Raw genomic sequence first — 25,523 nt, 5'->3', positions numbered from 1 at the left:
CCAGCCGCGGACGGTCACCGTCGTGGCGCTCACCACGGCGGTGGACCCCCTCGGCCCCTTGCTCGACGTCTGGCGCCGCGGCCCCGGCCTGCGGCTCGTGCCGTGGGAGTCGTTCGGACCTCGCGGCCCCGACACCGCCGACCTGTCCCGCCTCGCCTCCGGGTCCGGTGCGCTGCTCCTCGTGGGGCCCCGCAACCGGGCCCCCCGGACCGTCCTCCCGGGCCCGGTCGTCACCGACGCTTCCGGTCGCGCGGTGGCCGCGGCGTGGCTCCCGATGACGAGCGCTCGCGACGTCGCGCGGTTCGCCGCGGCGGCTGCCCGGGTCCACGACCGCGGCGGCGCCGGGACGACCCGGACGCTGGTCGTCCTGGGCGAGCGCCAGCCGCGGTTCGACCGCCTCGCCGAGCGGGTCACCGCGATCGGGGCGGAGGCGGGGGCGGGGGCGGGCGGCGCCGACCTCCGGACGCGGCGGTGCACGGCCTACGACCTGACCCGTGACGACACCGTCGCCCTCCTCGCCGCGGGCCCCGCGCTCGGCGTGTACGTCGGGCACGGGCGACCCGTCGGGTGGGTGGGCTACGCCGGGATGCGCGCCCACCACCTGGCCGCCGCCGCGGCGAGCCCGGGCCACGAACCGATGGCCGCCCTGCTCTCGCTCACCTGCCGCACGGCCAGCCGGCGGCGCACCGGGCTGTCGTTCGCCGAGGCCCTCCCCCTCGCCGGCGTCGCCACCGCCACGCTCGGGGCGGTCGGCCCGACCCGGCACACCGCCAACGCGCGATGGGCCGTGCGGGTGGCCCGCGACGCCGGGTCCGCGCGCACCGTCGGCGACCTCGTCGTGGCCATCTCCCCGCACGACCCGCACGCGGCCGACCACCGCCTCGTCGGCGACCCGACCGCCCCCCTGCTCGACGCGCCCGCGTTCGAGGCCCTCCACCCCCGACGCCTCGAGGAGGCATCATGACCCGCTCCGACATCCTGGCCTCCGTCCGCGAGGAGCTCGCCGTCGCCGCGCCCGACGTCCCCGCCGACGCCGACCCCGCCGCGCTCCTCGGTGCCGACCTCGGCGTCGACTCGCTCGCCGTCCTCGAGGTCGTCGCCCGGCTCGAGTACCGCTACGGCATCGCCGTGCCCGACGACGCCTGGCCGGGCCTGACCTCCATCGACGCCGTCGTCGAGCACATCGACGGCGCGCTCGTCGCGGCGTCGTGACACCGGTGGAGGCCTTGGGACGGCGGGCCGAGGTCGCTGTCACGGGCACCGGCGCGGTGAGCGCGCTGGGCGGGGACACCGCGTCGACGTGGCGCCACGTCCTCGACGGTCGCACCGCGGTGCGGCACTGGCCTGACCTCGCCGCCGAGGGCCACGCGGTCGACGTCGCGTGCCGGGTGGGCCACGACGTCATCGGCCCCGAGGTCGCCGCGTCCCGGCGCGGGCGGGCCCTCGCGGTCCGCGCGTCCCACGAGGCGCTCGGCGACGCCGGCCTCATCGGGGAGGACGGCCGCCTCGTCGACGGGCTCGACCCCGGTCGCGTCGGCGTCTTCGTCGGCACGACGATGGGTGAGTCCGGTGTCTACGAGGACGCCGAGGCGAGCGGGCACTTCGACCTCGCCGAGGGCGGCTCGCACGTCCTCGCGCAGGCGATCGCGCGAGCACACGGCATCACCGGCCCGGTGCGCACTCTCGGAACAGCCTGTGCTGCAGGTAACTACGCGATCGGGGCCGCGGCTCGTGCCGTCGCATCCGGACGCCTCGACGTGGCGGTGGCCGGCGGTGTCGAGCCGTTCTCGCGCATCGCCATGGTGGGCTTCGCCCGGATGCGCGCCATGGCTCCCGACGGGTGCGCCCCGTTCGGTGCCGGTCGTCGCGGCATGACGCTCGGTGAGGGCGCCGCCCTCCTCGTCCTCGCCCGCGCCGATGACGCCGTGCGGGTCCGGGCGGTCGTCGGCGGGCTCGGCCTCAGTGCGGACGCCCACCACCCGACGGCCCCGCGCGAGGACGGCAGCGGGATGGCCGCCGCGATGGCGAGCGCCCTGCGGCTGTCCGGGCTCTCCCCCGACGACATCGGCTGGGTCAGCGCCCACGGCACCGGCACGCCGCGCTCCGACGCCGCCGAGGCGCTCGCCCTCCACACCGTCTTCGGCGACGCGCCACCCCCCGTGAGCAGCGCCAAGGGGGCCCTCGGGCACGCCCTGGGAGCGGCCACCGCCCTCGAGGCCGTCCTCGCCGTGCGGGCCCTCGAGTCGGGCGTGCTCCCCCCGAACGCCGGCACCTCCGATCTCGACGGCTCGCTCGGGCTCGACGTCGTCCTGCGAGCCCGTCCGGACCCGGACCTGCGCCACGTCCTCAGCTGCGGCTACGCGTTCGGCGGGCTCAACTCGGCCCTCGTCCTCGGGAGGGCGGCATGACCCACTCGTGGACGAGCGACCCCCTCGAGGCCGTCGGGCCCGCCGTCGCGACGTGGGTCGACGCGCGGCTCCTCGAGGTCGACCCTCCCCTGCCGACCGGCGACACCGTCGCGCTCCACGTCACGACCCCCGACAACGGGTCGCGCGAGGCCCTGGCCTTCTGGCACGCGGCGCACACGACCGGGCTGGCGCTCGCGGCACCCGGCGCGTTCCCGTGGACCCTGTCGAACAGCGTCACCGGCCGGATCTCCGCGGCCCTCGGCATCACCGGACCGTGCACCACCTGGGTCGGCGGCCCCGAGGCCGCCCTCGAGGCCGAGCTCGCCGCCCGCTACGACCTCGAGGACGGGGTCGCGAAGACCGCGCTCGTCATCAGCGTGTCCGGCAGCACCGTCCCCGACGCGGCGGGCTCGCCCGTGCGAGTGCGGCTCGAGGTGACCGTGCTCGGCTCGCCCTCGGACGCACCCCTCGTGGCCGACCGGACCGCCGTCACGGCCGTCCTCGACGCATGCCGGCCGGCCCCCGTGGCGCGCGCCACGGCGCAGTAGGCGTCGCGATCAGGGCACGTGCGGCGCCGCAGGACGAGAAGGAGAGGGGGTCGCGGGGAGCGGGGTCGCGTCGCGCAGGGGGGCCCCGGCGCGGCGGATGACGGCGCACACGAGGGCGTCGACCGAGTCGACGACGTCTCGCTCGTCGACGCCGAGGTCGCCGTGGAGGACCGAGAGCTCGGTGCACCCGAGCGCCACGACCTCGGCGCCCTTGGCGCGCAGGTGGTCGACCAGGGCGTCGAACCGTTCCCGCGAGACGGGACGCCCGGCCTTGACGCCGTCGTAGATCACCGACATGACGTGGGCCTGGACGTCGTCGTCGGGCACGACGAGCTCGAGCCCGGCCGCCCGCGCCACCTCGGCGTAGGTGCGGGCGAGGTGGGTGCCGTCGGTGGCGAGGAGGCCGAGCCTGCGAAGCCCCGGACGCGCCGCGACGGCCGCGGCCACCGTCTCGTCGACGATGCTGACGACCTCGACCGACACGGCGGCGCGCATCGCCTCGACCCAGGCCACGCCGGTGTTGCACGGCATCGCGATGAAGCGGGCCCCCGCGGCCTCGAGCGCGGAGGCGTTGCCGACGAGCGCGGGCTCGGGACTCTCGCCCTCGCCGCGCAGGAACGCCGTGCGGTCGGGGGTCGAGCCGTGCTGCCAGACGAGGAGGTCGACGTGGTCCTGGTCGCGGGCGGCGTCGGTCAGCTCGACCATCCGGCGCATGAAGTACACCGTCGCCGCCGGCCCCAGGCCCCCGACGACGCCGACCGGCTCGACGCGCTGGACGTCCTGCCCGCCGCGCCCGTGCTGCACGCCCTGCCCGCTCATCGGGCGACGAAGTGCTCGCGGAACTTGCGCACCTGGTTCACGTGGTACGCGAGGTTGTAGGCCCGGCGCTTGAGGGTGAGGTCGGGCCCGTAGTGGTTCGGGTCGCTCGAGCGGCCGGCCTTCATCAGGGCCAGGGCCTTGTCGCGCAGCACCGGGTCGAGGACGTAGCGCTTGATGACGGCCTTCGGCACGAACGCGAAGAGGTGCTCGCCGCGGGCGATCTCGAGGCCCTGCAGCTCCTCGTGGCGGACCCAGTCGCGCACGTACCAGTCGGAGACGTTGTACCCGTTGGCGGTGACGTAGAAGTTGCTCCGCCCGAGGCGCACGTTGATCTCGAAGAACTTGTAGGTGCCGTCGCGGCGGTCGTACTTGAGGTCGAAGTTCGAGAACCCGACGTAGCCGACCTTCTCGAGGAAGCGCTTGGCCTGCTCGACGACCTCGTCGATCTCGGTCGTGATGATGACGCACGGGTTCCCGATCGCCATCGGGTGGTGCTCCTCGAGCAGGACGTGGCCGACCGACCCGAACCGGACGATGCCGTGCTGGTCGGAGTAGCAGGTGAGGACCCGCATGTTCGTGTCGTCGCCGGGGACGAACTCCTGGAGGAGGAAGTTGCCGTCGTAGGTCGACGCGCGGACCGCGGCGAGGGCGGTGTCGAGCTCCTCGCGGGTCTCGTGGATGAAGACCTTCTTCTTGCCCGGGTACTTCGCGTAGTGGTGCAGCGCGCTGTCGGCGGGCTTCATCACGACGGGGAAGGCGAAGGGGAGGTCGTCCTCCTCGCCGAGGTCCTGGGACATGTCGACGACGACGGTCGCGGGGTGCGGGACGTCGACGGACTCGAGGTGCGCGTGGAAGCGGTCCTTGCGGACGATGTCGTCGAGGAGCGGGGTGTCGATGTACGGGATGGTGAACCACTGGGAGAGGTGGTCCTTGTTCTCGATGATCATCCGCACGTACCAGTCCCCCGCCGCGACGAGGAGCAGCGGGACCCCGGCGACGGCGTGCTCGCGGCCGACCTGCTCGAGCGCCCCGACGAAGACGCCGGCGTCCTCGAGGTCGGGCACGTAGACGTGGTCGCAGACCGTGCTCATCGCGATGGGGCCGCCATCGGTCATGTTGACGACGAGGGGACGCACGCCGTGGCCCTCGTGGAAGGTGCGCACGAGGCTGTAGGCGGTGATGTCGCCCCCGAGGATGACGGGGCGGAAGTCGGTGGCCGGGGCGGCGGGCACGCGGGGTCCTCCGGGAGTGGCGGGGCGCGCGGACGGCTCCGCGCAGGACACCCCAGCGTCCCACAGGCCCGCCGCCGCGCCCGAATCCCCAGCGCGGTGCCCACCCACCGGTCGGGGTGCGGTCAGGCCGGGGCGACGTGCTCGAAGGCTCCGCCGCGGAACGCGTCGACGAAGAGCCGGTGGTCCTCGCGGGCCCGGTCGGCGTACTCGTGGGCGAAGCGGGTGAGCACCTCGACGAGGCCGTCGACGTCGTCCCCGATGCAGCGGCCCACCGCGTCCTCGACGCTCACCGTCACGAGGTCCTGGTCGGACTCGGAGTCGGCGACGCAGTGGATCTTCGCCGTGGCCCGGCCGAGCTGCGGGAGGAGGACCGCGAGGTCCTCGGGCTCGGAGACGTCGTCCCACGACAGGTCGGCCTCGTAGGGCGAGACCTCGCTGACGACGTAGCCGACGTCGCCGTCCGCGCCCGGCAGCGAGGTCCACCCGAGGAAGCGGTCGGCGTGGGCCTGCAGCGCGCGCTGCGAGATGGCCGTGCGGTGACCGTGGTGCTCGAAGTACGAGCCGCCCCGCTCGTCGTGGACGACCCGGCTCGGCGCCGCGACGTTGCCCTGCTTCATCGACAGGACGACGTCGTTGTCGAGCGCCTGGGTGAACCCCTCGATGAGGACGCTGTACGCCGGTAGGCCCGCACTGCCGATCCCGAAGCCCGAGCGGCCGACGGCGTCGAGGACGTCGAAGGTCACGACTCCCTGCCGCGACTGCGGGAGGGTGTGCCGGTACTGCTCGAAAGCGGCTGCCACGAGGGCGAGCTCGTCGTCGTCGAGGCGGCGGACCCCCGAGCTGTCGGCGAATCGACGGCGGTGGTCCTCGACGACCGTCATCGACTCGAGCATCCCGAAGCGGGTCGACAGCTTGGCCCGGTGCAGTGCGTCGAGGGCCGCGCCCTCGGCGGTGTCGAGGGTGAGCGCCCACTCGGTGTCGTCGGCGACGGTGCGGTAGTGCTCGACCTGGTCGGCGTAGGCCCGCACGTACCGGCCCACGAGGTCGTCGATGGTGTCGTCGGGCAGCGCCTTCTGCCACGACATGAGGGCGAGGCTGGCCACGAACCGGGCGAGGTCCCAGGTCCAGTGGCCGAGGTAGGCCTCGTCGAAGTCGTTGACGTCGAAGACGAGCCGGCCGTCGGCGTCGAGGTAGGTACCGAAGTTCTCGGCGTGGAGGTCACCCTGGATCCACACGCGCGCCGACTCCTCGTCGACCCAGTCGGCGTCGAAGCCGGCGTACCGCCCGCCCTCGCCGACGTCGGCGTAGAACAGGCACGCGGTCCCGCGGTAGAACGCGAACGGGTCGCGCGCCATCTTGCGGAACTTCGTGCGGAAGCCGTGGGGGTCGGCCTCCATGAGGGGCTCGAACGCCGTGAGGAGCGTGGAGACGATGAGGTCGGACCGCTCGTCGGGTCCCTGGTCGGCCATGGGGGCACCCTCGCACAGCGACCTGCGCGCCGGCTGGGAGCGGTGCGCTCGTCCACCCTCCGATCGTGGTGGCGCCGCACGGTCACGGGCGCGGGCGTGTCGGCCGGCCCCGCCGAGGCGGGGTCCGGGGCGGGGTCACGCCGGTCCCCGCCGAGGCGGGGTGCGGGGGGCGGAGTCACGCCGGTCCCCGCCGAGGCGGGGTCCGGGGCGGGGTCACGCCGGTTCCCGGGCAGCCCTCCCCGCCGTGTGACGTCGCCCATCGGCGTCGGACACCACCGGCTCGTCGTAGGACCCGTGGGTCAGGTCCCACTCGACCCGGGTGCCGTCACGGTCGCGGACCACCCGCCCGGCCAGCCGGCGCGAGTGCACGACCGTGTGGTGCCGCCCGCACAGCAACCCCGCGTTCTGGAGGTCGGTGGCTCCACCGTCGACCCAGTGCCGAAGGTGGTGGCACCCGCTCTGTCAAGGTGGGTGGGTTCTCCTAGGTCCGGTGGCGTGTCCTCAGGGTCCGTCCTCGCGCACAGGGCTCAGGTCCACCGAGTAGGACAGCCAGTGCCTGGGATTAATCACCGCGATGTCGCGGGTCGCGTAAATAGGTGGCGAATCCTCTCTACTACCCACCCACTGCTCAGTGTTCCTCTGCTCCTCAGAGAACTCCTTTCGTTCGACCTCGGTCGTGTCGAAAGAACCCTGTATCCAGAGGCACCCGTCCTTCATCACCGACACCGTGAACAGGTGGGGCGGTACACCGCGGCGTTTTGGGACCGACTCGAGCGTGTACCTGTCAACCCCGGCGACAGTTTTGACTGTCACCACTCGACCAACCTGCCTCGGGAGCTTCCTCATAACGGGGAGCATGCCATTGACGGGGGCCGTCGGGTCCGGCCTGCCAAGGCGGGTTCTGCCCTGAGCCCAGCGGTTGAGGCAATGCATGGCCGCCGGTTCACGGTCGGCGCAATTCCCACGTGGCCGAGGCGCAACTTGGACGACACGTTCTGTGATGACGCAATCCCTCTCCTACTTGATGCGCTTCCAGTCGCCGCACCCGCGATTCTGAAAGTCTTGACCCTTCTTGAGAACGACCTGAGGGCGACCGCCAGTCGGGATGTCGTTCGAAATGATGTCGTCGCCGTTACTGCCCGTCCTGGAAATCTTCCAGTAGCAGTCACCCTCGAGGGTGTCGATGACCTTGTACGTGCCTGCCTTGATGTCTGTGCCCACCGTCCACGTGCCCTCGGTGATAGCGGCCACTGGGGCGGGGGGAGGCGCGGTGACCTTGGTGGTGGCGGTCACGGTTGCAGTTGGGGTCGGGCCTGCCGTCACCGTGGCCGTAGCTGTTGACGTGGAACCCGACTTGGAGGTGACCGTGACGGTGGGACCGCTGGCAGACGCGCCAGTTCCAGCCTCTGCATCACCGGACCCGCCGATACCCATGCCGATGAGCAACGCGACGAAAGCGGCTCCGGCGTAGCCCATCCACGGCTTGTAGAAGCCGCCCTTGGCCACACCCACAGGCGAGTGCGCCGCCGTTAGAGGCGCGGCCCCCATGTGATCAGGTACTCGAAACTGCTCAGTCCACTGGGTGCCATCCCAGTACCTGTCGCGTCCGTCGGGCTGCGCGTGCCAGCCGGGAGGTGCACTCATATTGCCTGTCTTCCCCATGGACCATCCCCTCGGACTGGTCATCTGCGCGCATCCTGCCAGCGGGTTCGTCGCCGCGTTGGCCGTTTGTGCACATCCCGGGCACGTGGCGATAGATCGGCGCGCCCCGCCCGGGGTAGGGGCGGGGCTCGTCCCAGCGGCGTGGCGGACTCAGGACCCCCGGTCAGCCAAATCTTCGCGGCCGCGGGTTGCGCCCACGGGAGCTACACGCTGGGTCGCTGATTCTCTACGCGCGCCCCTGCTGCGGCTGGAACACTGCCGCCATGCGTCCCTCGTTCCTGGCCACTCTGACCCTGTTTGCCGCTGTGGCGGGCTGCTCATCCAGTACCCCAGACTCCACCACGGACGTGAGCCGTAACACCATCACCGTTCGAGCAACCCTCGACCTCCGAGGAAATGACATCTCGGTCGACCCAACTCAAGCCCCCAAGGGGACGGAATGTAAGGGAGTCGGCGGAGCGTCGGACATCGCCGAGGGCACGCAGGTCACCATTCGCGACGCCACATCCACCATAATTGCGCTCGGGAAACTGCCCAAAGGTGTTTACGACGGTCCAGGCACTTACGACTGCATGTTTGACATTGAGATCCCTGGGGTTCCCAAGGGCCATGAGTTCTACAGCGTGGCGGTGTCAGACCGGGGCGAACTGCGTTACACCGCTGCGGAGGTAGCTGCTGGTGTCAGCATCCTCCTCGACATGCATTGAGCCCTACGGGCAGCCTCAGACTCGTCGACTCGCTAGGGTGCGCTCCATGAAGGTGTTCATAAGCTGGTCGGGGGAACGGAGTCGGCGCACTGCGCGGGTGCTCCGCGATTGGCTCCCTCAGGTGCTGCAGGCAGTCGAGCCGTGGATGTCCGAGGAGGACATCGAGAAGGGCTCGCGGTCCACCACTGAGATCAAGCTTGCATTGCAGGATGCATCGTTCGGCATCGTGTGCGTCACTCGAGAGAACGTCTCCGCTCCTTGGCTCAACTTCGAGGCGGGGGCCCTCTCGAAGGAGGTGCTGGACGCCCGGGTGTACGTGGCGCCATTCCTGCTGGACATGGGTCCGCAGGACATTCGCGGGCCACTGACTGACTTCCAGGTGACCCGGAACACCGAAGCGGATGTACGCCGAATGATGGCGACGTTGAACGGTCAGCTGGCTACGCCCTTGGGCGGCGGGGTCTTCGATCGAGCCTTCTCCATGTGGTGGCCAGAACTGGAGAAGCAGCTCGCGGTGGTACTTGCGGAGACGGAGGACGGTCCGGTGAAGCCACCACCTAGCACCGAGGAGTTGCTGGCCGAGATTCTGACGAACGTTCGTCACTCCCGCCGAGTCGAGACCGCGGAGCAGATACACGTAACGGCGCAGCCGCAACAGTCGCTAAGCCGTGAGGCCCAGATGCAGCGTCGCATCAGGACCGCTAGAAGCAAGATCCGAGAACTAGTGCTATCGGTCATGCCCACGGCCGCTGTCGAGTTCTCCCCCTCAGGGACGTCCTTCGACATCATGGTCCCTGGCCTGATGTCCGATCTGAGCGAGAATGTGATCGAGCAGCTGCGCGAAATTTGCGCTAAGTACGGTGTTGCGGGAGACCTCACCTTCCCTGACGACCCGAAAGCCCCGCGGATCGGCTTCCCGCCCTTCTAGGGCTCCTCACGAATCCGCGCAGTGGCGGATGCGTAGAGGAAGCCGAAGGCGAACCGCCCAACAACACGCACGACGGTGATGTCATTGCGGAAGCCGATCGATCGGTCCGCCTCAACTGATCCGTCCTGACGGACAACCACAGCTGTGCGGGTGCCGTCCACAACGTAGGCGGCTCCTTGCGGAACACCGCTGCTGATCTCAACGGGCAGACCGTTCAGGGAACGTGAGGAAGCGAGTGTCGGGCCACTGCTGGCCACCAGGACTGGCCTGTTCGAGCCGGTGGACTCCTTGACTTTGGCGAGAGCGGCCCAGTCGAGTGGATTGGCGAAGATGACGGTGGGGGTCGACCCAGCGGCTTCCATCTGTGCCATTGAATCGATGTAGGGGTCGATGCCGGTCGTCGGGTCGGCGTCGACCTCGAGGACCGCGGCGGTGTCGAGGGCAGGCGGTGCCGACAGTCCACCAGTGGTGAAGAAGGCAGCGTCGACCTTGCGGGCGAGAGCCTGGGCCATCGCCTGGCCGACGATCTCGGCAGCGTTGGCGTCACCAACGGACTCGTTGGTGATGTCGGCATAGGCGGCCAACTTCCGGGGCACGACCTGCACGAGGTCGGGGCTGACGCCGGCGTCGGGCAGCGGTGCACCCTCGGCGACCCATCCGACGTTGGCGTCGTTGACGATGGGGAGGTTGACCTTAGTGGCGGTGGTGTCGATGCGGCGAATGGACCGCAGCACCACCGAGGCTTCGTTGAGGGCGGGGATGACGAGCTGGCGGTAAAAGTCCTCCGAGCGGAGGTCGGCAGTGGTGACAAGAGGCATGGAGACGCTCCAGAGCAACGTGATGCGTGTTGCTCGCGGCGTCCCGCCTGCGAGTCGGACCTCCCGGTTGGGAGGGACAGGCCCGGAGTCACCTCAACGGGCCTGTCCCCCAGCATCGTTCATCGACCCCGGATTACGGAACCCCACGACGCGTTGTGTCTCTTCACGGGTGACGCCTTCGGCCCGAGGTCGAGGTGGTGCGCGCGCGGGCGCAGGGTCGGGTACGCGGTGGTCATCCGCTCAGCGAGGTCGACCACCGCCTCCTCGTCCACGTCTCCGTCGTCGGTCAGCAGTGAGCGCACCTCCTCCCCCGACATCGCCAGGGCCACCTCAGGGTCGGACACACGCTGCGCGAGCAGCCGCAGCACCTCACGCGACGCCAGCCGGATGGCGCGCTCCTCGGCCGCGCGTGCTCGGTCGCGCCACAGCTCGTCGCGACGTGCCTGACGCCCGTTGCCGGACTCGTCTGGTGCTCCGCGCGCCTCGCCCTCCGAGGGCGGCGGGGAGGCTTCCTCGGCGTCGGTCGCGCCGACTCCTGGCTCGTCGGTGTCGTGCTCACTCATCGATGCTCTCCTGGTCGTCGAGCAGTACGAAGGCGCCGGTCCACTCGTCGGACCCGTCCTCGGTGAACGTCACGCCGACCACTGGCAGGAGGCCGCCGGTTGGGTCGCCCACAGCGGTCATCACGGTGTACTGAGCGCCTGGGAACGGGCGCTCGATCGGCTCAGTCATTTCGGCTCCCGACCGGCGCGAGGCGCAGCGCGGTAGTCCCGGAGCGCCGGTCGAGGAAGCCGACCTCCACGGCGCGCTGGACGGCCTTGTGGAGGATGCGCCGGTCCCGGACTCCGACCAGCCGCGCCAGGTCGCCGGGGTCGAGGTACAGCACGTCAGTGGGGTCGGCGTCTCGGTAAGCCAGGAGGGTCAGCCGCAGGTGCAGAGGCACCCGTGGGTCGGCCACCATCCAGTCGGCGAACGTGACGATGGTGTTGGTCATGCGGTTCTCCTTGCTGTTGCTCGGGTGATGGCGTGGTGTCGTCGCAGCCGTGCCTGGCGGGGACCGGTGGCGCGGTGCTCGACCAGGTGCAGTCGCTCGTGCTGGCACATGGCACGTACGTCAGGGACGTCGTCGTGACGGAGGAGGAACCCGCCGCGAACCCGGTCTTTGAAGGCCGGGAGACCCCTCGCCTTCAGCCAGGAGCGGCCCCATGTGGGGTCGGTGACGAGCAGCGTGAACTTGGTCGTAGCGGTGGCGTACAGGTCCAGGCGCGTCATGCGGCTGGGCCCGTATGTGAGATGGGCACCTGAGGTGACGCCACGAGTCGAAGCGTTGGTACTGCGACGCGCGTTCCCTGAGGTGTCGGCAACGGGCAGCCGGGATCCTCAGGGTGGTCGCCACGGCCCTGACCCGTCGAGGCGGCTTGTGACGAGCTACGAGCGCTGAGGTGCGGGCTGGGCGCTGCGTTGCCGTCGGAGGAGGTGCGGCGGTGACGGTAGGTAACTACATAGGGAAGACACTTCTGTCTCCCATCATTGGGAGCAGTTCTTGTCTCCCTATCTGTCCTCCATCGAAGGCACTCGATGTCCCGGCATGTGGTCGGCGCGTTCGGAGTGACGTAGTGGAACACGCTCTGTTGCAGCGCATCTCGGTGCCCGTTGCGATGCCGAACCAGCCAGCCCTCCTCCTCGGCTCGGCGTAGGTGCCGCTGTATTGACCGCTCGTCCTTGCCCACGGCTCGGGCCAGGCGCACGCGGGTCACGGCGTGCTCGTTGCCAATGTCGTCGTGATAATGGAAACGACTCGCCATGCAGTGGGCCAGCAGTGTGACCTTGACCGCTGATGGCAGGCGGGACCGGTGGATGTGCGAGCGCCAGTCCCTGCGGGTGACGCCGCCGACCGATGGGACGATGCGGCTCACCGACGGCGTCCATCCGTCACGGGGCCGAGAGGGTCACGACGGCCGTCGGGAAGTGGTGGCAGCCGGCGAGCGGCATCACGCCGTCGCCGCAGCTGCGCGGCGAGAGCCTCGGTGTTGGTGTCGTCTCGACTATGACTCACCTGCTCCGTAGCTTGGGGGATGGCTCGGTTCGGGCGGCCTCCCTCGTGGGGGCCGCCGCTGTGGTCGCGGGTCATGACGCCTCCTCCCACGGAGTTCGCAGGATGGCCACGATCCGCTCCACCGTCGCGGGGTCCTCGATGCCGGGGGGCAGTCCCTGCGCCGCACGTGACTCCGCGCAGCGGCGAGTGATCTCCTCAGGTGGTAGACCGTGCGCTGGGCCGCCGGGCCGATCCTTCGGCCATGGGGCGACGCCCCGGGCGAGGGCGTTCGCATAACGCTGCTCGGGGGTCATGCTGCACCTCGACGTCCCCGGAGCAGCGCGTCGACGTCAGCAGCGTCCAGCAGTCTGGTGCCGTGATCGTCGACCTGGTAGAAGGGCAGCAGGCCCTGCGCCATTCGGCGTCGCAGTGTTTGGGTGGAGCAGGTGAGCCGCGCGGCGGCTTCGGGGACGGTCAGCACGCCATGGTCGCGGGCAAGCTCGCGGGCGTTGCGTTCGGTGGGAGAAGTAGGCATGGCAAGTCCTCACGGTTCCGAGGGATCGGATTCTCGCTTGGCTTGGCTCGGGCGGGATCTCGCCTCGGCACCTACCTCTGACGCCAATGCTTGCCTACACGCGCTAGGTGGTCAAGGGCTCCCAGCGTATGAATTTGCTTCTCCCCCACCCCTGTCGGACACTGGCGGACACTGTCCGCCAACTGCAGCACCGTGCCGCTCTCAAGGCCGTGCTCAGGTCGTCGAGCAGGGTGGGCGGGCTCGGGGTGATCGGCAGCCCACAGCGGGCCGTCAGGCCGCGTCTCCGCGCCACCGCAGCGCCACCCGGTCCCCGTCGAAGCGGTTCCGGCCGCGCACTGCCGGGCCGACCTCCACCGCGCCCAGAGCCGCGCGCAGCATGGCCCGCTGAGCGTCAAGAGTCGGGGCCGTGGCCCAGCGCTCGAGCCACTCATCAGCGCTCCCTGTGACCAGCGCCAGCGCTTCCGCTCCAGCCTGTCGCTGGAGGTGGCGTCGGGCGCGCTCCAGCCGCCCCGTCAGCGGCTCGCGCGCGGCCATCCACTCGCCGCGCGTGATCAGGCCGCGCCCGAAGTCCTCCCCGAGCCCCGCTAGGTCGCGCTCTAGCGACGCGACGAGGTCCATCGCGTCGCCGGTGTCCACCGTCGTTGCCCGCAGCCGCTCCGCGACCTTCCCCCTGCTCACAGCGTCTGTGACCTGATCGATGACGTAGTGGTCAACGGCCTCTTGCCGCACGCTGACCTTTCCGCAGCCGTGCCCGTTGCTGCTCACTCCGACACAGGAGTAATCGCTGGAGCCGTGGCGGTTCGGGCGACCCCGCAGCGGCTGCGCGCACAGCGCACAGCGCACCAGCCCACCGGAGAGCAGGTAGCGTCGTCCCGAGCCGCGAGCCTTGGACGGATCCGACAGGGCGCGGCGCAGCCGCTCGACCTCCTCGCGGCTGAGGATGGCAGGCCACTCTGCTTCGGCGACAAACTCTCCGCCCATCCACTGACCGTCGCCGGTCCGTGCGCCCTTCTGGCGGCCGGGAGTGTGCTCCCGCCACCCAGCAACCCGCGCGCTGATCAAGATCCCGCGCAGCGTGTTGCGGGACCACTGCGCCCCCCGCAGGGTCGGCACCCCGCGCGCGTTGAGGTCCCGGGTCACTGCCAGCACCGCCTCACCCGACAGGACCCGCTGGGCCGCTTCCCTAATCACCGCAGCCTCCTCCGGCACGACCTCCCACGTGTGCGTGCCATCGGCCAGCCGTGTTCCCCGCAGGCCGTACGTCCGCAGCGCCCCGTGGACCTTGCCCTTCTCGGCGTTGTCCACCATTCGCGCCTGCACCCGCTCGCGCGTCGCCATCGATGCATCGTTAGCGATGGTCACCCCGAGCCGAGCCATCGTGATGCCTTGCCGCGTGGACAGGTCGAAGTCCCCGGCCTTTACGGTCGCAATGGTCACCTTGGTGGTCTCCACCAGCGTGATTAGCGACTCCAACTCCACCGGGCGTCGGTACAGCCGGTCGATGTGCCACGTCACGATCAGGTCGATCTCCCCCGCTCGAAGGGCATCCACCAGGCGCGCGTAGGCGGGCCGAGTGCGTCCCGAGAAGGCGCTCATGTCGTTATCGGTGAAGACGTCACGAGCACCGTCGTGGACGACCTCCCACCCGTTGGCGGCCGCCAAGTCGAGGCCGTCCTTACGCTGACGGTCGACCCCAGCCTCCTTGCCGCTCCTGTCGTCGCTGATGCGGCAGTACACCGCCGCGCGTTTCGGGGTCCTCATTTGGTGCCTCTCCGTTGGTGTTCATGAAACCACCTTTAGAGAGTATGTGCTGCGCATCGCACCACTGACCCGGCAGGTCGCACCCGGGGTAGGTACAGCACCGGTCACGCAGCCACAGGCGCCGGACCTGACCCGCCGTGAACAGCCGCTTCGACCGGCCGACGTCGAGGACCTCGGACTCTGCGCCCAGAACCACCGGCAGGACCGCGGCGTCGCACGCCAGGCGTCGCACCGTCCCGGGCGCCAACAGCACCCCGGACTCCGACCCGGCGACGGTCTCGCCCGCCCCGGTCACGGCAGTGCGCAGCGTCTCGTGCTCGACGGTCACCACGAGCATCGCCTTCTGACCCGACGGAACCTCACCGGCCGCCTCCACAGCACGACGCACCAACGTCACCAGCGCCTCACCCCGCCGCCGCTCCGCCGACCTCAGGTCGCGCTCGCCCTCGGTCGGCCGCGGCGCGGACAGCGGCCCCCAGCGCGGCCTCGAGGACGGCGCGGCCCTCGACATCGAGGGTCAACCGGTACTCCGCCAACCCGAGCCCGTCGACCCGCGGCCGCGAGAGCGCCACGAAGCGCTTGCCGCGGTCCTGCTCGGCCTGCAGCTGCCCCTCGACCCCATAGGTCGCCAGCAGGCGGGGGCGCACCGACCGGCACCCCCGCGGTCCGTGCTCGACGGCCATCCGGACCAGACCGTCGAGCACCGCCGCCTCTGCGCCCTCCGCGAGCAACGGCCGCAACCGGTCGGCCTCGGCCACCACCACCGCGGCGGAGCGCACCGGCAGCGCACCGGCCGACACCGCCGCCCGGACCGCCTCGTTGCCCGGCCGCCCGAACGCCTCCGCGACCGCGACCACCTCGCCCGCCCCACCGGCCCGGGTCGACGGCGCGTGCCGGCGCACCCAGTCCACCGGCGTCATCGCGAGCGCCCCGGACCCGGGCTCCCCGCGGCGGATCGCCTCATCGACCACGCCGACCCGCGCGGCGTCGACCAGCATCCCCAGGCGGTCGACCTCGGCCATCACCGCCGCCAGCTCACCGGACCCCGCGCGCCACAGCTCGTGCCTCAACCCCGACAGGGCGTCGCACGCCGCCGCGACCGCGTCACGCCGTACCTCGAGAGCATCTCCCCCTGCCATCACCCAATCGTACGGATGTCCACCGACACCCCACTGGCGTCGTCCACAGGCACGGATCCGAGGCCCGCCCCCTCAGATCGTGTCGTCCCTGCCGATGGTGCCGTCGGGGTCGAAGAGGTCGTAGAGCCGTGGTGCCCACAGCAGCTGGGCGCGGGTGAGCTCGGGCGGGTCGATCCGGCGCAGCCGCCCGGCGGGCCGGGGCACTCCCTCGGCCCCGGAGGCCGCTCCGGACCGACGGCGCCACCTGACCGCCGTCCCCCGCAGCGGAGCCTTCGGCCTCGGGACGTGCCGGCGGCCGCGCGGTCCCGACCCCGCGGCGTACCAGGCGTCGAGCTCCTCGGCGCACCGGGCCATGAGGTCCCAGACCTCGTCGGGGTCGTCGGGCACGTCGTCCGGCTCGATCCCGAGGTGCTCCCCGACGAGCTCGCGCCGCAGCCGGAGGGCGAAGGCGTCACGAGGCGCGCCACCGGTGACGTCCTCGACCCGGGTGTCCTGCACCGCGCAGGCCGCCTCGGTGTCGCTCGACCACGAGCGACGGTTGAAGTTGTCGGACCCGACGCTGGCCCACACGTCGTCGACGACGCAGACCTTCGAGTGCACGTACACCGGGTACCCGCCCTCGTTCGTCAGGCCGTACACCGCGACCCGGTCGCCACCGGCCTCGAGGAGGAGGTCCATCGCGACCTTGCGCCCGTACAGCTGCGGCGGCAGGGACACGGCCCCGTCGACGTCGGGGTGCAGCGGGATGACCGCGACGAGCCGCAGCTCGGGGTTCTCGCGCAGCATCCGGCCGAAGTGCCGGCCGACCTCCTCCGACCAGAGGTACTGGTCCTCGAGGTAGATGAGCCGGCGCGCCAGAGCGACCGCCTTGGTGTTCCCGTGGGCGATGCTGCGCTCCCCGTACCGGGCGAAGTCGTAGCCCTTCGGCAGGATCGAGGGGTAGGTGCGCACGACCTGCACCGCCTCGGTGCCGTCCTCGACCGGCGGCGGCGGGGCCGCCTGCTCGGGCAGGGGCCGCGGCGTGAGGACCTCGCCCTGGGTCAGGCTCGACAGCAGCCGACCGGGGTTCAGCGTCAGGGGCGTCGTGTCCTCCCACCGCTCGCGGAAGGTCGACTCGACGTCGAACACGGCAGGCCCCTGGACGGCGACCTGGACGTCGTGCCACGCCGGATGGCGGCCGAACACCTGCGGCATGACGATGCGCTGGCGGTCGCCCCGGTGCTCGATGTCGTCACGGCGGCTGTGGCACAGGTCGATCCCACCGACGTAGGCGATGTCGCGGCTCGGGTCGTCGCGATGCCGCAGGACGACGAACTTCTGGTGGTGCGCCCCGCCGGTGCGGACCCGCATGTCACGCAGGCACTGCCCGCCGGCCTCGTCGATCTCGATGCCGAGCAGGCGCGACTTCTCGGAGTGGAACCCGAACCGGTTCCAGTGCGACCGCCAGAGCAGCCCGCGCACGTCGGCCCCGCGACGGGCAGCGGCCGCGAAGGTCTCGGAGACCGTGGCGCCGTCGTCCGTCATCCGCTGGTCGGGGTCACCCCGCCAGTCGACGAAGTAGAGGAGGTCGCCCTCGCCGAGGGCGCTGACCCGCTCGTGGAGCTCGGCCATGTAGGGAGCCCCGTGGACGAGCGGACGGACGTGGTTGCCCACGCTCCACGCCGTGCCGTCCGGGTGGTGGGCGTCGATGCTCGTGTCGGGGTTCTCGCGCTCCTCGGGGAGCAGGAACAGGTCGGAGAGCACCACCGCATCCTGCCGAACCGGCCTCCGCCACGGTGGCATCGGGTCCGCCGGGCTCTCAGCAACCGCACACCACGGGCCGGCGAGCGGGGACCGCGCACCGCCCCGCCCCCTAGCATGCAGCCATGACCGGGATGCGTGTCGTGCTCGCCGAGGACAGCGTGCTGCTGCGCCAGGGGCTCGTCGCGCTGCTCGGCGAGCACCCCGCCGTCGCCGAGGTCATCGAGGCCGGCGACCTCGGCGAGCTCCTCGACGCGGTCGAGCGCGAGCGCCCCGACGTCGTCCTCGCCGACATCAGGATGCCGCCGACGCACACCGACGAGGGGATCCGCGCGGCGGAGCGCTTCCGCACCACCCACCCCGACCTCGGGGTCGTCGTCCTCTCCCAGCACGCCGACGCCGAGGGGGCCCTCGCGCTCGTCGCCGGAGGGAGCCGCGGCCGGGGCTACCTGCTCAAGGAGCGGGTCGCCGACGTCGAGCAGCTCGTCGCCGCGCTCGAGGCCGTCGAGCGCGGCGACAGCGTCATCGACCCCCACGTCGTCGACGCCCTGATGAAGCACCGCCTGCGCTTCGAGGCCAGCCCGGTCGCCCGCCTGACGCCCCGCGAGCGCGAGGTGCTCGGCCTCATCGCCACCGGCTCCTCGAACATCGCCATCGCGCAGGCGCTGCACGTGACGTCGCGCGCCGTGGAGAAGCACATCAACTCGATCTTCACCAAGCTCGACCTCCCGGTGGGCGACGGGACCCACCGCCGCGTCGCCGCCGTCCTGCTCTACCTCGGCGACAGCGGGTCGGGCCCCGACGGCGGCAGCTCCCCGGTGGCCTGAGGTGTCCGACCGCGCGCCCCACGACGCCGACCGGCCGCGCCGCCGCAGCGCGTACGCCGAGGGGCGCCTGCGCAGCTACCTCCTCGTCAACGGGATCGCCATCTGGGTCTCCGTGCTGGCCCTGGTGGTCCTGCGGGTCTTCGTCACCGGCGAGTCCACGACGATCCTGCGGACCATCCAGGTCCTCGCCGCCGGGGGCGTCCTCGTGGCCGGCGCGATCGCCCTCGCCGCGCGAGGGCGCCAGGCCCTGGCCGCGGCCATCGTCGTCGTCGCCACGTGGGTCGTCGCGGTGTCGATCACCTGGATCACGCCGTTCGTCGCGCCCGTCGGGCTGCTCGCCCTGCTCCTGCCGCTCGTCATCGTGGCCGACCACCTGCCGCGCCGGGGGCGGCCCGTCATCATCGTCGTCACGACGGTCCTGTCGGGGACCGTCGTCGCCGTCGGGTCGCTCCAGCAGGAGTCCTACGGGCAGACGCACGTGTACTCCCCCGTCCAGGCGCTCGTCCTCGCGATGTTCGTCCCGCTCCTCGTCGGCGTCCTCGTCCTCGGCCTGCGCGACTACGTCCAACGGCTCCAGGACCGCACCCGCGAGCTCGAGGAGTCCCGCTCGCGCCTGGCCCAGGCCTCGGTCGAGGCCCGCCGGGGCATCGAGCGCGACCTCCACGACGGCGCGCAGCAGCACCTCGCGACGCTGGCGGTCGACATCGGCCGGGCCTCACGGCTGTGGGACAAGGACCCCGCGACCGCCCGGGAGGTCGTCGGCGGGCTCCAGGGCAAGCTCGAGCTCGCCATCCGCGAGCTGCGCGACCTCGCCCACGGGATCTACCCCACGGCCCTCGGCGAGAAGGGTCTTCCGGCGGCCCTCCCCGCCGCCGCGCGACGCACCGTCCTGCCGTGCACCGTCGACGCGCGGCACGTCGGCCGGCACGCCCCGGCCGTCGAGGCGGCCGTCTACTTCTGCTGCCTCGAGGCGATCCAGAACGCCGACCGCCACTCGGGCGGCACCCTCATCACGGTGCGCGCCACCGACGAGGACGGTCCCGAGGTCGGCCTGCGCTTCTCGATCGTCGACGACGGCCGGGGCTTCGACCCCGGTTCGTCACGGGCGGCCCACGGCCTCACCGGCATGCGCGACCGGATCCGCGCCGCCGGCGGCGAGCTGACGGTGCACTCCTCACCGGGGGTCGGCACCACCGTCGAGGGCGTCTTCCCGCCCGGGACGCGACAGACGCGCTAGCACGAGAGCCTACGGAACCCGTATCTCACATCGATTCGAACCCACTGGATCCGTGGGTTGCCGTAAAACCTTCTTCGGGTGCAGTGCGTCAGTGGTGGAGACACCACCATGAGTTCGGGGGACCGCACCCGCGACCGCGCCCCGGCCCTCCGCCAAGATCGTCCTGTGACCGTCGCAGGGGACGGTGCACTCCCACCGGGGCAGGGTCGACGGATCCCCCCGCCGTGCGGTGGGTCGCGTGGCGAGAGCGCGGCCCACCGCCGTGGGCACGGCACGGAGCGCGAGGTGGGACCACGCGGCGGTCGATTCGACGCGCGGCGGTCGTCCTCAGATCGCGAACCACGCGATGACGACGGCGAAGACGAGCGGGATGCCGAAGACCGCGTCGAGGACGTGGAACGGCACCCAGAACAGGTGGGTCACCTTCCAGCCGTAGTCGGCCTCGGGGTTCTCCGGCGGCACCCACGCCCGGGCCCGCCACAGCCGCTGCCCGAGCAGGAGGGCCGCGTAGATCCACACGGCCACCCACCACGCGTCGACCGAGCCGTCGGGCATCATCGCCGGCTCCGCGGGTCCTCGGGGGCCATGGCGTCGTCCCCGGCGATCAGCCCTGGCCGATGGACGAGAGCAGCTCGGTGAACCACGGCGCCGAGGTGTCGAAGGCCTTGCCGCCCTTGATCCGCGGGAACTCCACGGGACGCAGCTCGTCGCCGCGCTCCTCGTCGTGCCCGACGACACCGGACTCCCCCCGCAGGGCGGCGTCGACGGCGAGGTCGGTGCACTCCTTGATGAGGGCGAGGTCGCGGTCGTTCGCGGCGGCCGAGCGCGAGAAGTAGCCGGACTTCTGCACCATCGTCTTCTCGGCGCCGAGGAGCGCCGCGAACTGCTTGGCGAACCAGGCGCCCGGGTTGACCTTGTCGAGCTGGACGTGGCCGAACGGGTCGCGCGGGACCTCCTGCCCCGCGGCCTCGAGCTCGGCGACGACCTCCGCGACACCGGCTCCCTCGGAGAGGAAGACGTTGACGCAGCCGACCTCGTCCATGACGGCTCGCAGGCGCGCGGCCTCGGCCTGGAGGTCGATGGGGAGCTCGGGCACGAAGACGGCGTGGACGTCCCACCGGCGCGGGTCGTTGCCGATGCCGGGCACGTACTCCTGCTCGCCGACCCACCGGTGGTACTCCTGCGCGGTGGCGGCCGTGAGCCACCCGCAGTGCCGACCCATGACCTCGTGGACGATGAGCATCCGCGGGTTCGAGGAGTGCTCGGCGATGACGTTCCGGGCGAAGACCGAGCCCTGCTCGGCGGCGGTCCACGCGCCGAGCGACTGGCGGATGGGCACGACGTCGTTGTCGATGGTCTTCGGCAGCCCCACGACGGTGAGGGCGTAGTCGTTCTCGCCGAGGTAGGCCGCGAGGTCGGCGGCCGTGGTGTTCGTGTCGTCGCCGCCGATCGTGTGCAGGACGTCGACGCCGTCGGCGGTCAGCTGCTCGGCCGCGACGTGGAGCGGGTCCTGGCCCTCCCGGACGAGGCCGCGGCGCACGCAGTCGGCGACGTTGGTCAGCTTGACCCGGCTGTTGCCGATCGGCGAACCGCCGAACCGGTGGAGCAGGTGGGCGCCCTCGCGCACCTCGGGCGTCACCTCGACGTACTGGCCGCGCAGCAGCCCCGCGTACCCGTTGGTGTAGGCGATGATCCGCACGTCCGGAGCGACCTCGGTGTAGCGCTCGATGAGCCCGCCGACGGCGGAGGACAGGCACGGGGCGAGGCCGCCTGCGGTGAGCATGGCGACGGTGCGGACGGTCATGGTGCGCTCCTGCGGGGAGGTCGGGGCGGGGTCGAGGAGGTGGGGGGACCGCGCTGTCCCGCCGACGTCCATTGTGTCCGGTCCCGGGTGACCTGGGTCACCCGACCACCATCCGGGCGTCGGTCGGCCTCAGGACCCGCGGAGCTCGACGGCGATGAGCTCGGCGGTCTGGACCATGTTGAGGGCGGCGCCCTTGCGGAGGTTGTCGCCCGAGATGAAGAGGTCGAGGCTGGTCGGCTGGCCCTCGGCCTGGCGGATCCGACCGGCGAAGCGCGGGTCGGCCCCGACGACGTCGTTGGGCGTCGGGAACTCCGGCTCGTCGGGGTCGTCGAGGACGACGACCGCCGGCGCCTCGACGAGCGCCTGGCGCGCCTCCGACACCTTGACCCGGCGGCCGAAGGTCGCGTGCACGGTGACGCTGTGCGAGGAGACCACCGGCACCCGGAGGCAGGTGGCCGACACGGGCAGGTCGGGGAGGTCGAGGATCTTGCGGGTCTCGTCGCGGACCTTGACCTCCTCGGAGGTCCAGCCGTTCCCGACGTGGTGTCCGACGAACGGAACCACGTTGAGCGCCAAGGGTGCCGGGAAGGGTGACTCCCCCAGCTCGTGCTCGATGAGGCGGCGCACGTCGCCGGGGCGGGTCCCCAGCTCGCGGTGGCCGTGGACGACGTCGAGCTCGTCGTGCAGGCGCGTCATCCCGGCGCGGCCGAGACCGGACGCGGCCTGCAGCGTCGTGACGACGAGGCCGGTCAGCTCCCAGCCGGCGTGGAGGACCGCGAGCGCGTCGATCATCGTCATGACCGTGGCGCCGGGGTTGGCGACGATGTTGCGCGGACGCTCGGTGACCTTGCGGGGGTTCACCTCGGGCACGACGAGCGGCACGTCGGGGTCGGTCCGGAAGACGGTGCTGTTGTCGATGGCGACGACGCCCCGGGCGGCCGCGAGCTCGACCCACTCGCGGGCGATCGAGGGCGGGATGTCGAAGATCGCGACGTCGACCCCGTCGAAGAACTCGGGCGTCAGCGCCTCGACCACGACGTCGACGCCGCCGACCTGCCGCACGGTGCCGACGTCCTCGTCGCCCGCGGCGAGGCGGACGTCGTCCCAGTGCCGGTCACGCGTGGGCAGGACGTCGAGGACGACGCTCCCCACCGCGCCCGTGGCGCCGACGATGCCGAGGGTCGGTCGTCCGGCCCCCTCGGCCCCTCCGGGCTGCACGCTCACGTCAGCGGCCGGTGCCCCCGTAGACGACGGCCTCACCCTCGGAGGAGTCGAGCCCGAACGCGGTGTGGACCGCCTTGACGGCCTCGTCGAGGAGGCTGTCGCGGGTGACGACGGAGATGCGGATCTCCGAGGTCGAGATCATCTCGATGTTGACGCCCGCGTCGGCGAGCGCCTTGAAGAGGGTCGCGGAGACGCCGGGGTGCGAGCGCATGCCGGCGCCGACGAGGGAGAGCTTGCCGATCTGGTCGTCGAACTGCAGCGAGGCGAACCCGACCTGCTCCTGGATGCGCTTGAGGGCCTGCACGCCCGTCTGGCCGTCGGCCTTGGGCAGCGTGAAGGAGATGTCGGTGAGTCCGGTCTCGGTGGCCGACACGTTCTGGACGATCATGTCGAGGTTGATCGCCGCGTCGGAGACGGCCTGGAAGATCTCGGCCGCCTTGCCCGGGCGGTCGGGGACCCCGACGACGGTGATCTTGGCCTCGCTGCGGTCGTGGGCGACCCCGGCGATGAGCGGCGCTTCCATCTCGTTCCCTTCGTAGAGGTTCGGGACCACCCAGGTGCCCTCCTTGTGGGAGAAGGAGGAGCGCACGTGGATGGGGATCTCGTAGCGGCGGGCGTACTCGACGCACCGGTGGAGCAGGATCTTGGCGCCGGAGGCCGCGAGCTCGAGCATCTCCTCGGTGGAGATCCGGCCGACGCGGCGGGCGCTCGGGACGATGCGCGGGTCGGCGGTGTAGACGCCGTCGACGTCGCTGTAGATCTCGCAGACGACGGCGCCGAGCGCGGCGGCCAGCGCGACGGCGGTGGTGTCGGAGCCGCCACGACCGAGCGTGGTGATCTCCTTGGTGTCCTGGCTGACGCCCTGGAACCCCGCGACGATGACGATGTGGCCGTCGCCGAGGGCACTCGTGATGCGTCCGGGCGTGACGTCGATGATGCGCGCCTTGCCGTGCGCGCTGTCGGTGATGACGCCGGCCTGGCTGCCGGTGAAGGAGCGCACCGAGTGGCCGAGGTTGGCGATGGCCATGGCGACGAGCGCCATCGAGATCCGCTCCCCTGCGGTGAGGAGCATGTCCATCTCGCGCGCCGGCGGCATCGGGCTGACCTCGTTCGCGAGGTCGAGCAGCTCGTCGGTGGTGTCGCCCATCGCGGAGACGACGACGCACACGTCGTTGCCCTGCTTGCGGGACTCCACGATCCGGCCTGCGACCCGCTTGATGCTCTCGGCGTCGGACAGCGAGGAGCCGCCGTACTTCTGGACGACGATGGGCACGAGGAGCCGCCTTCCGGACGGGGTGCGAGGGCGGCCACAACTCTATCCGGCGGTCCACGGACCGGACTCGGTGCCCGGCATCCGGTCACCGCCCTGAGAGCCCCCGTTCGCCGGGGTGGACGGACCGGTGGGACAGGATCGCCCTCGTGGTCGATGGTGCCCCGGACCTTTGGGACAACATCGCCCTAGTGGTCGATGTTGGCCCGTGCAGGCGTAGCGTCGCTGGCATGTCGATCGTCATCGTGGGTGCAGGGCTCGCCGGCGGCACCGCCGCCACCGAGCTGCGGGAGCAGGGCTACGACGGGAAGGTCGTCCTCCTCGGGGCCGAGGAGCACCCGCCCTACGAGCGGCCGCCGCTGAGCAAGGGCTACCTCCTCGGCAACGACGCCCTCGACAGCGCGTTCGTCCACCCGCGCGAGTGGTACGCCGAGCACGACGTCGACCTGCGGACCGGGGTCGAGGCCACCGCCCTCGACACCGACGGGCACGTCGTGTCGACGACCTCCGGGGACGTCACCTACGAACGCCTGCTCCTCGCCACGGGGGCCGAACCCCGCCGGCTCGCGGTGGCCGAGGAGAGCGGCGTCCCCGTCGCGTACCTGCGCACCATCGAGGACTCCGACCGGCTCAAGGCGGCCTTCGGCGAGGGTCGGCGGATCGCCGTCGTCGGTGCCGGCTGGATCGGGCTCGAGGTCGCCGCGGCGGCTCGCGAGGCCGGGTCCGACGTCACGGTCTTCGAGACGGCCGAGCTCCCGCTGCTGCGCGTCCTCGGGCCCACGGTCGCCGAGGTCTTCGCCGGCCTGCACCGCGAGCACGGCGTCGACCTCCGGCTGGGGGCGTCGGTCTCGCCCCAGGACCTCGCGGGCGCCGACCTCGTCGTGGCCGGGGTCGGGGTGTCCCCGCGGCTCGACCTCGCCCGCAGTGGTGGCCTCGCCGTCGACGACGGGGTGCTCGTCGACGCGACGCTGCGCTCGTCGGTCCCCTCGGTCCTCGCCGTCGGCGACATCGCGAGCCACGCCCACCCGCTCCTCGGCCGGCTGCGGGTCGAGCACTGGGACACCGCGATCAACCAGGCGAAGACGGCCGCGCACAACCTCGCCGGCGCCGACGAGGTGTACGACGCGATGCCCTACTTCTTCACCGACCAGTACGACCTCGGGATGGAGTACGTCGGCCACGGCAGCGCCGACGACGAGGTCGTCGTGCACGGCGACCTCGAGTCGAGGACGTTCCGCGCGTTCTGGGTGCGCGAGGGTCGGGTCGTCGCGGCCATGCACGCCAACGACTGGGACGCCACCGACGACCTGCGCGCCGCGGTGCGCTCGGGCGAGCTCCCCACCGAGGGCTGAGCCAGGGG

General features: G+C 71.6%; 27 protein-coding genes and 1 pseudogene. 9 read left to right on the top strand and 19 right to left on the bottom strand.

The window, feature by feature from the left end; translation table 11 throughout:
- The first annotated feature begins 22 nt into the window (after positions 1–22).
- From ACFWN3_RS12700 to ACFWN3_RS12685, 4 genes are read left to right on the top strand one after another with little or no spacing between them, the layout of a single operon-like run.
- Positions 23–964, top strand: coding sequence for a hypothetical protein (locus ACFWN3_RS12700; RefSeq protein WP_377640121.1), 942 nt, complete (start codon positions 23–25; stop codon positions 962–964).
- Positions 961–1,212, top strand: coding sequence for an acyl carrier protein (locus ACFWN3_RS12695; protein ID WP_377640119.1), 252 nt, complete (start codon positions 961–963; stop codon positions 1,210–1,212). The genes ACFWN3_RS12700 and ACFWN3_RS12695 overlap by 4 nt, the downstream gene beginning before the upstream one ends.
- The gene (locus ACFWN3_RS12690; RefSeq protein ID WP_377640117.1) at positions 1,209–2,408 is read left to right on the top strand and encodes a beta-ketoacyl-[acyl-carrier-protein] synthase family protein; all 1,200 of its coding nucleotides are present in this window, start codon (positions 1,209–1,211) and stop codon (positions 2,406–2,408) included. Before ACFWN3_RS12695 ends, ACFWN3_RS12690 begins: the two co-directional genes overlap by 4 nt.
- Positions 2,405–2,956 (top strand): hypothetical protein, encoded by a 552-nt coding sequence (locus ACFWN3_RS12685; protein WP_377640115.1) that lies wholly within the window; start codon positions 2,405–2,407, stop codon positions 2,954–2,956. Before ACFWN3_RS12690 ends, ACFWN3_RS12685 begins: the two co-directional genes overlap by 4 nt.
- A 9-nt stretch (positions 2,957–2,965) precedes the next feature.
- On the opposite strand, the gene ACFWN3_RS12680 is transcribed toward ACFWN3_RS12685, so the two are convergent.
- The 6 genes and pseudogenes from ACFWN3_RS12680 to ACFWN3_RS12655 form a co-directional block, all read right to left on the bottom strand.
- On the bottom strand, positions 2,966–3,775 hold the full coding sequence (locus ACFWN3_RS12680) for an aspartate/glutamate racemase family protein (RefSeq protein WP_377640113.1): 810 nt from the start codon (positions 3,773–3,775) through the stop codon (positions 2,966–2,968).
- A complete protein-coding gene (locus ACFWN3_RS12675) occupies positions 3,772–5,007 on the bottom strand; it encodes a carboxylate--amine ligase (protein ID WP_377640111.1) in 1,236 nt (411 codons plus the stop codon). The genes ACFWN3_RS12680 and ACFWN3_RS12675 overlap by 4 nt, the downstream gene beginning before the upstream one ends.
- A 122-nt stretch (positions 5,008–5,129) precedes the next feature.
- The gene (locus ACFWN3_RS12670) at positions 5,130–6,476 is read right to left on the bottom strand and encodes a DUF2252 domain-containing protein (RefSeq protein ID WP_377640109.1); all 1,347 of its coding nucleotides are present in this window, start codon (positions 6,474–6,476) and stop codon (positions 5,130–5,132) included.
- A gap of 501 nt (positions 6,477–6,977) precedes the next feature.
- Positions 6,978–7,322: a hypothetical protein gene (locus ACFWN3_RS12665; protein ID WP_377640107.1), complete on the bottom strand. Its 345-nt coding sequence runs from the start codon at positions 7,320–7,322 to the stop codon at positions 6,978–6,980.
- A gap of 171 nt (positions 7,323–7,493) precedes the next feature.
- Positions 7,494–7,982, bottom strand: a complete 489-nt coding sequence (locus ACFWN3_RS12660; protein WP_377645662.1) for a hypothetical protein — start codon at positions 7,980–7,982, stop codon at positions 7,494–7,496.
- Positions 7,983–8,042: 60 nt separating this feature from the next.
- Positions 8,043–8,120 (bottom strand): annotated as a pseudogene (locus ACFWN3_RS12655) (hypothetical protein); the annotation flags it as partial.
- Between the two features lie 281 nt (positions 8,121–8,401).
- On the opposite strand from ACFWN3_RS12655, the gene ACFWN3_RS12650 reads away from it, so the two are divergent.
- Together ACFWN3_RS12650 and ACFWN3_RS12645 are read left to right on the top strand one after the other, a co-directional pair.
- Complete coding sequence (locus tag ACFWN3_RS12650) at positions 8,402–8,845, top strand: hypothetical protein (RefSeq protein ID WP_377640105.1); 444 nt, start codon at positions 8,402–8,404, stop codon at positions 8,843–8,845.
- A gap of 46 nt (positions 8,846–8,891) precedes the next feature.
- Positions 8,892–9,773 carry a toll/interleukin-1 receptor domain-containing protein gene (locus ACFWN3_RS12645; RefSeq protein ID WP_377640103.1) on the top strand — a complete coding sequence of 294 codons (882 nt, stop codon included), beginning with the start codon at positions 8,892–8,894 and terminating at the stop codon, positions 9,771–9,773.
- On the opposite strand, the gene ACFWN3_RS12640 is transcribed toward ACFWN3_RS12645, so the two are convergent.
- From ACFWN3_RS12640 to ACFWN3_RS12600, 9 genes are all read right to left on the bottom strand, one after another.
- Positions 9,770–10,591, bottom strand: a complete 822-nt coding sequence (locus ACFWN3_RS12640; RefSeq protein ID WP_377640101.1) for a phage major capsid protein — start codon at positions 10,589–10,591, stop codon at positions 9,770–9,772. The genes ACFWN3_RS12645 and ACFWN3_RS12640 overlap by 4 nt on opposite strands.
- Before the next feature lie 119 nt (positions 10,592–10,710).
- Positions 10,711–11,154: a hypothetical protein gene (locus ACFWN3_RS12635; RefSeq protein ID WP_377640100.1), complete on the bottom strand. Its 444-nt coding sequence runs from the start codon at positions 11,152–11,154 to the stop codon at positions 10,711–10,713.
- Positions 11,147–11,323, bottom strand: coding sequence for a hypothetical protein (locus ACFWN3_RS12630; protein WP_377640098.1), 177 nt, complete (start codon positions 11,321–11,323; stop codon positions 11,147–11,149). Before ACFWN3_RS12630 ends, ACFWN3_RS12635 begins: the two co-directional genes overlap by 8 nt.
- Positions 11,316–11,585 (bottom strand): hypothetical protein, encoded by a 270-nt coding sequence (locus tag ACFWN3_RS12625; protein ID WP_377640096.1) that lies wholly within the window; start codon positions 11,583–11,585, stop codon positions 11,316–11,318. The genes ACFWN3_RS12630 and ACFWN3_RS12625 overlap by 8 nt, the downstream gene beginning before the upstream one ends.
- A gap of 1,351 nt (positions 11,586–12,936) precedes the next feature.
- Positions 12,937–13,161: a helix-turn-helix domain-containing protein gene (locus ACFWN3_RS12620; protein WP_377640094.1), complete on the bottom strand. Its 225-nt coding sequence runs from the start codon at positions 13,159–13,161 to the stop codon at positions 12,937–12,939.
- A 270-nt stretch (positions 13,162–13,431) separates the two neighbouring features.
- Complete coding sequence (locus ACFWN3_RS12615) at positions 13,432–14,922, bottom strand: recombinase family protein (protein WP_377640093.1); 1,491 nt, start codon at positions 14,920–14,922, stop codon at positions 13,432–13,434.
- Positions 14,837–15,433 (bottom strand): DUF222 domain-containing protein, encoded by a 597-nt coding sequence (locus ACFWN3_RS12610; RefSeq protein WP_377640091.1) that lies wholly within the window; start codon positions 15,431–15,433, stop codon positions 14,837–14,839. The genes ACFWN3_RS12615 and ACFWN3_RS12610 overlap by 86 nt, the downstream gene beginning before the upstream one ends.
- The gene (locus ACFWN3_RS12605; protein WP_377640089.1) at positions 15,327–16,061 is read right to left on the bottom strand and encodes a hypothetical protein; all 735 of its coding nucleotides are present in this window, start codon (positions 16,059–16,061) and stop codon (positions 15,327–15,329) included. The genes ACFWN3_RS12610 and ACFWN3_RS12605 overlap by 107 nt, the downstream gene beginning before the upstream one ends.
- A 72-nt stretch (positions 16,062–16,133) precedes the next feature.
- Positions 16,134–17,804 carry a phospholipase D family protein gene (locus ACFWN3_RS12600; protein ID WP_377640087.1) on the bottom strand — a complete coding sequence of 557 codons (1,671 nt, stop codon included), beginning with the start codon at positions 17,802–17,804 and terminating at the stop codon, positions 16,134–16,136.
- Between the two features lie 122 nt (positions 17,805–17,926).
- Here ACFWN3_RS12600 and ACFWN3_RS12595 point away from each other — a divergent pair, with 122 nt between their 5' ends.
- Complete coding sequence (locus ACFWN3_RS12595; RefSeq protein WP_377640085.1) at positions 17,927–18,628, top strand: response regulator; 702 nt, start codon at positions 17,927–17,929, stop codon at positions 18,626–18,628.
- Position 18,629: 1 nt separating this feature from the next.
- Positions 18,630–19,865, top strand: coding sequence for a sensor histidine kinase (locus ACFWN3_RS12590; RefSeq protein WP_377640083.1), 1,236 nt, complete (start codon positions 18,630–18,632; stop codon positions 19,863–19,865).
- A gap of 327 nt (positions 19,866–20,192) precedes the next feature.
- Here the strand turns inward: ACFWN3_RS12590 and ACFWN3_RS12585 are convergent, their stop codons facing one another.
- The 4 genes from ACFWN3_RS12585 to ACFWN3_RS12570 form a co-directional block, all read right to left on the bottom strand.
- Positions 20,193–20,423, bottom strand: a complete 231-nt coding sequence (locus ACFWN3_RS12585) for a hypothetical protein (protein WP_377640081.1) — start codon at positions 20,421–20,423, stop codon at positions 20,193–20,195.
- Between the two features lie 46 nt (positions 20,424–20,469).
- Positions 20,470–21,669: a pyrophosphate--fructose-6-phosphate 1-phosphotransferase gene (locus ACFWN3_RS12580; protein WP_377640079.1), complete on the bottom strand. Its 1,200-nt coding sequence runs from the start codon at positions 21,667–21,669 to the stop codon at positions 20,470–20,472.
- 129 nt (positions 21,670–21,798) lie between these two features.
- Entirely contained in the window at positions 21,799–22,893 is a 1,095-nt protein-coding gene (locus tag ACFWN3_RS12575; RefSeq protein WP_377640077.1) for an aspartate-semialdehyde dehydrogenase, read from the bottom strand.
- 1 nt (position 22,894) lies between these two features.
- Positions 22,895–24,166: an aspartate kinase gene (locus tag ACFWN3_RS12570; RefSeq protein WP_377640075.1), complete on the bottom strand. Its 1,272-nt coding sequence runs from the start codon at positions 24,164–24,166 to the stop codon at positions 22,895–22,897.
- A 227-nt stretch (positions 24,167–24,393) separates the two neighbouring features.
- Between ACFWN3_RS12570 and ACFWN3_RS12565 the strand changes: the two genes are divergently transcribed.
- Entirely contained in the window at positions 24,394–25,515 is a 1,122-nt protein-coding gene (locus ACFWN3_RS12565; RefSeq protein ID WP_377640073.1) for an NAD(P)/FAD-dependent oxidoreductase, read from the top strand.
- Positions 25,516–25,523: the final 8 nt, after the last annotated feature.

It is taken from the genome of Oryzobacter terrae (genome assembly GCF_042756445.1).
Classification (GTDB): Bacteria; Actinomycetota; Actinomycetes; order Actinomycetales; family Dermatophilaceae; genus Oryzobacter; species Oryzobacter terrae.
Note: the sequence above shows the minus strand (reverse complement) of the source record. Positions and strands in the feature narration are given on the sequence as shown.

What these genes read in the sequence shown, in the direction of transcription:
- ACFWN3_RS12585 (WP_377640081.1), bottom strand. Translation starts at nt 20,423, where the DNA reads ATGATGCCCGACGGCTCGGTCGACGCGTGGTGGGTGGCCGTGTGGATC.
- ACFWN3_RS12695 (WP_377640119.1), top strand. Translation starts at nt 961, where the DNA reads ATGACCCGCTCCGACATCCTGGCCTCCGTCCGCGAGGAGCTCGCCGTC.
- ACFWN3_RS12640 (WP_377640101.1), bottom strand. Translation starts at nt 10,591, where the DNA reads ATGCCTCTTGTCACCACTGCCGACCTCCGCTCGGAGGACTTTTACCGC.
- ACFWN3_RS12630 (WP_377640098.1), bottom strand. Translation starts at nt 11,323, where the DNA reads ATGACTGAGCCGATCGAGCGCCCGTTCCCAGGCGCTCAGTACACCGTG.
- ACFWN3_RS12610 (WP_377640091.1), bottom strand. Translation starts at nt 15,433, where the DNA reads ATGTCGAGGGCCGCGCCGTCCTCGAGGCCGCGCTGGGGGCCGCTGTCC.
- ACFWN3_RS12595 (WP_377640085.1), top strand. Translation starts at nt 17,927, where the DNA reads ATGACCGGGATGCGTGTCGTGCTCGCCGAGGACAGCGTGCTGCTGCGC.
- ACFWN3_RS12625 (WP_377640096.1), bottom strand. Translation starts at nt 11,585, where the DNA reads ATGACCAACACCATCGTCACGTTCGCCGACTGGATGGTGGCCGACCCA.
- ACFWN3_RS12620 (WP_377640094.1), bottom strand. Translation starts at nt 13,161, where the DNA reads ATGCCTACTTCTCCCACCGAACGCAACGCCCGCGAGCTTGCCCGCGAC.
- ACFWN3_RS12565 (WP_377640073.1), top strand. Translation starts at nt 24,394, where the DNA reads ATGTCGATCGTCATCGTGGGTGCAGGGCTCGCCGGCGGCACCGCCGCC.
- ACFWN3_RS12605 (WP_377640089.1), bottom strand. Translation starts at nt 16,061, where the DNA reads ATGGCAGGGGGAGATGCTCTCGAGGTACGGCGTGACGCGGTCGCGGCG.
- ACFWN3_RS12645 (WP_377640103.1), top strand. Translation starts at nt 8,892, where the DNA reads ATGAAGGTGTTCATAAGCTGGTCGGGGGAACGGAGTCGGCGCACTGCG.
- ACFWN3_RS12680 (WP_377640113.1), bottom strand. Translation starts at nt 3,775, where the DNA reads ATGAGCGGGCAGGGCGTGCAGCACGGGCGCGGCGGGCAGGACGTCCAG.
- ACFWN3_RS12635 (WP_377640100.1), bottom strand. Translation starts at nt 11,154, where the DNA reads ATGAGTGAGCACGACACCGACGAGCCAGGAGTCGGCGCGACCGACGCC.
- ACFWN3_RS12665 (WP_377640107.1), bottom strand. Translation starts at nt 7,322, where the DNA reads ATGAGGAAGCTCCCGAGGCAGGTTGGTCGAGTGGTGACAGTCAAAACT.
- ACFWN3_RS12685 (WP_377640115.1), top strand. Translation starts at nt 2,405, where the DNA reads ATGACCCACTCGTGGACGAGCGACCCCCTCGAGGCCGTCGGGCCCGCC.
- ACFWN3_RS12580 (WP_377640079.1), bottom strand. Translation starts at nt 21,669, where the DNA reads ATGACCGTCCGCACCGTCGCCATGCTCACCGCAGGCGGCCTCGCCCCG.
- ACFWN3_RS12670 (WP_377640109.1), bottom strand. Translation starts at nt 6,476, where the DNA reads ATGGCCGACCAGGGACCCGACGAGCGGTCCGACCTCATCGTCTCCACG.
- ACFWN3_RS12650 (WP_377640105.1), top strand. Translation starts at nt 8,402, where the DNA reads ATGCGTCCCTCGTTCCTGGCCACTCTGACCCTGTTTGCCGCTGTGGCG.
- ACFWN3_RS12615 (WP_377640093.1), bottom strand. Translation starts at nt 14,922, where the DNA reads ATGAGGACCCCGAAACGCGCGGCGGTGTACTGCCGCATCAGCGACGAC.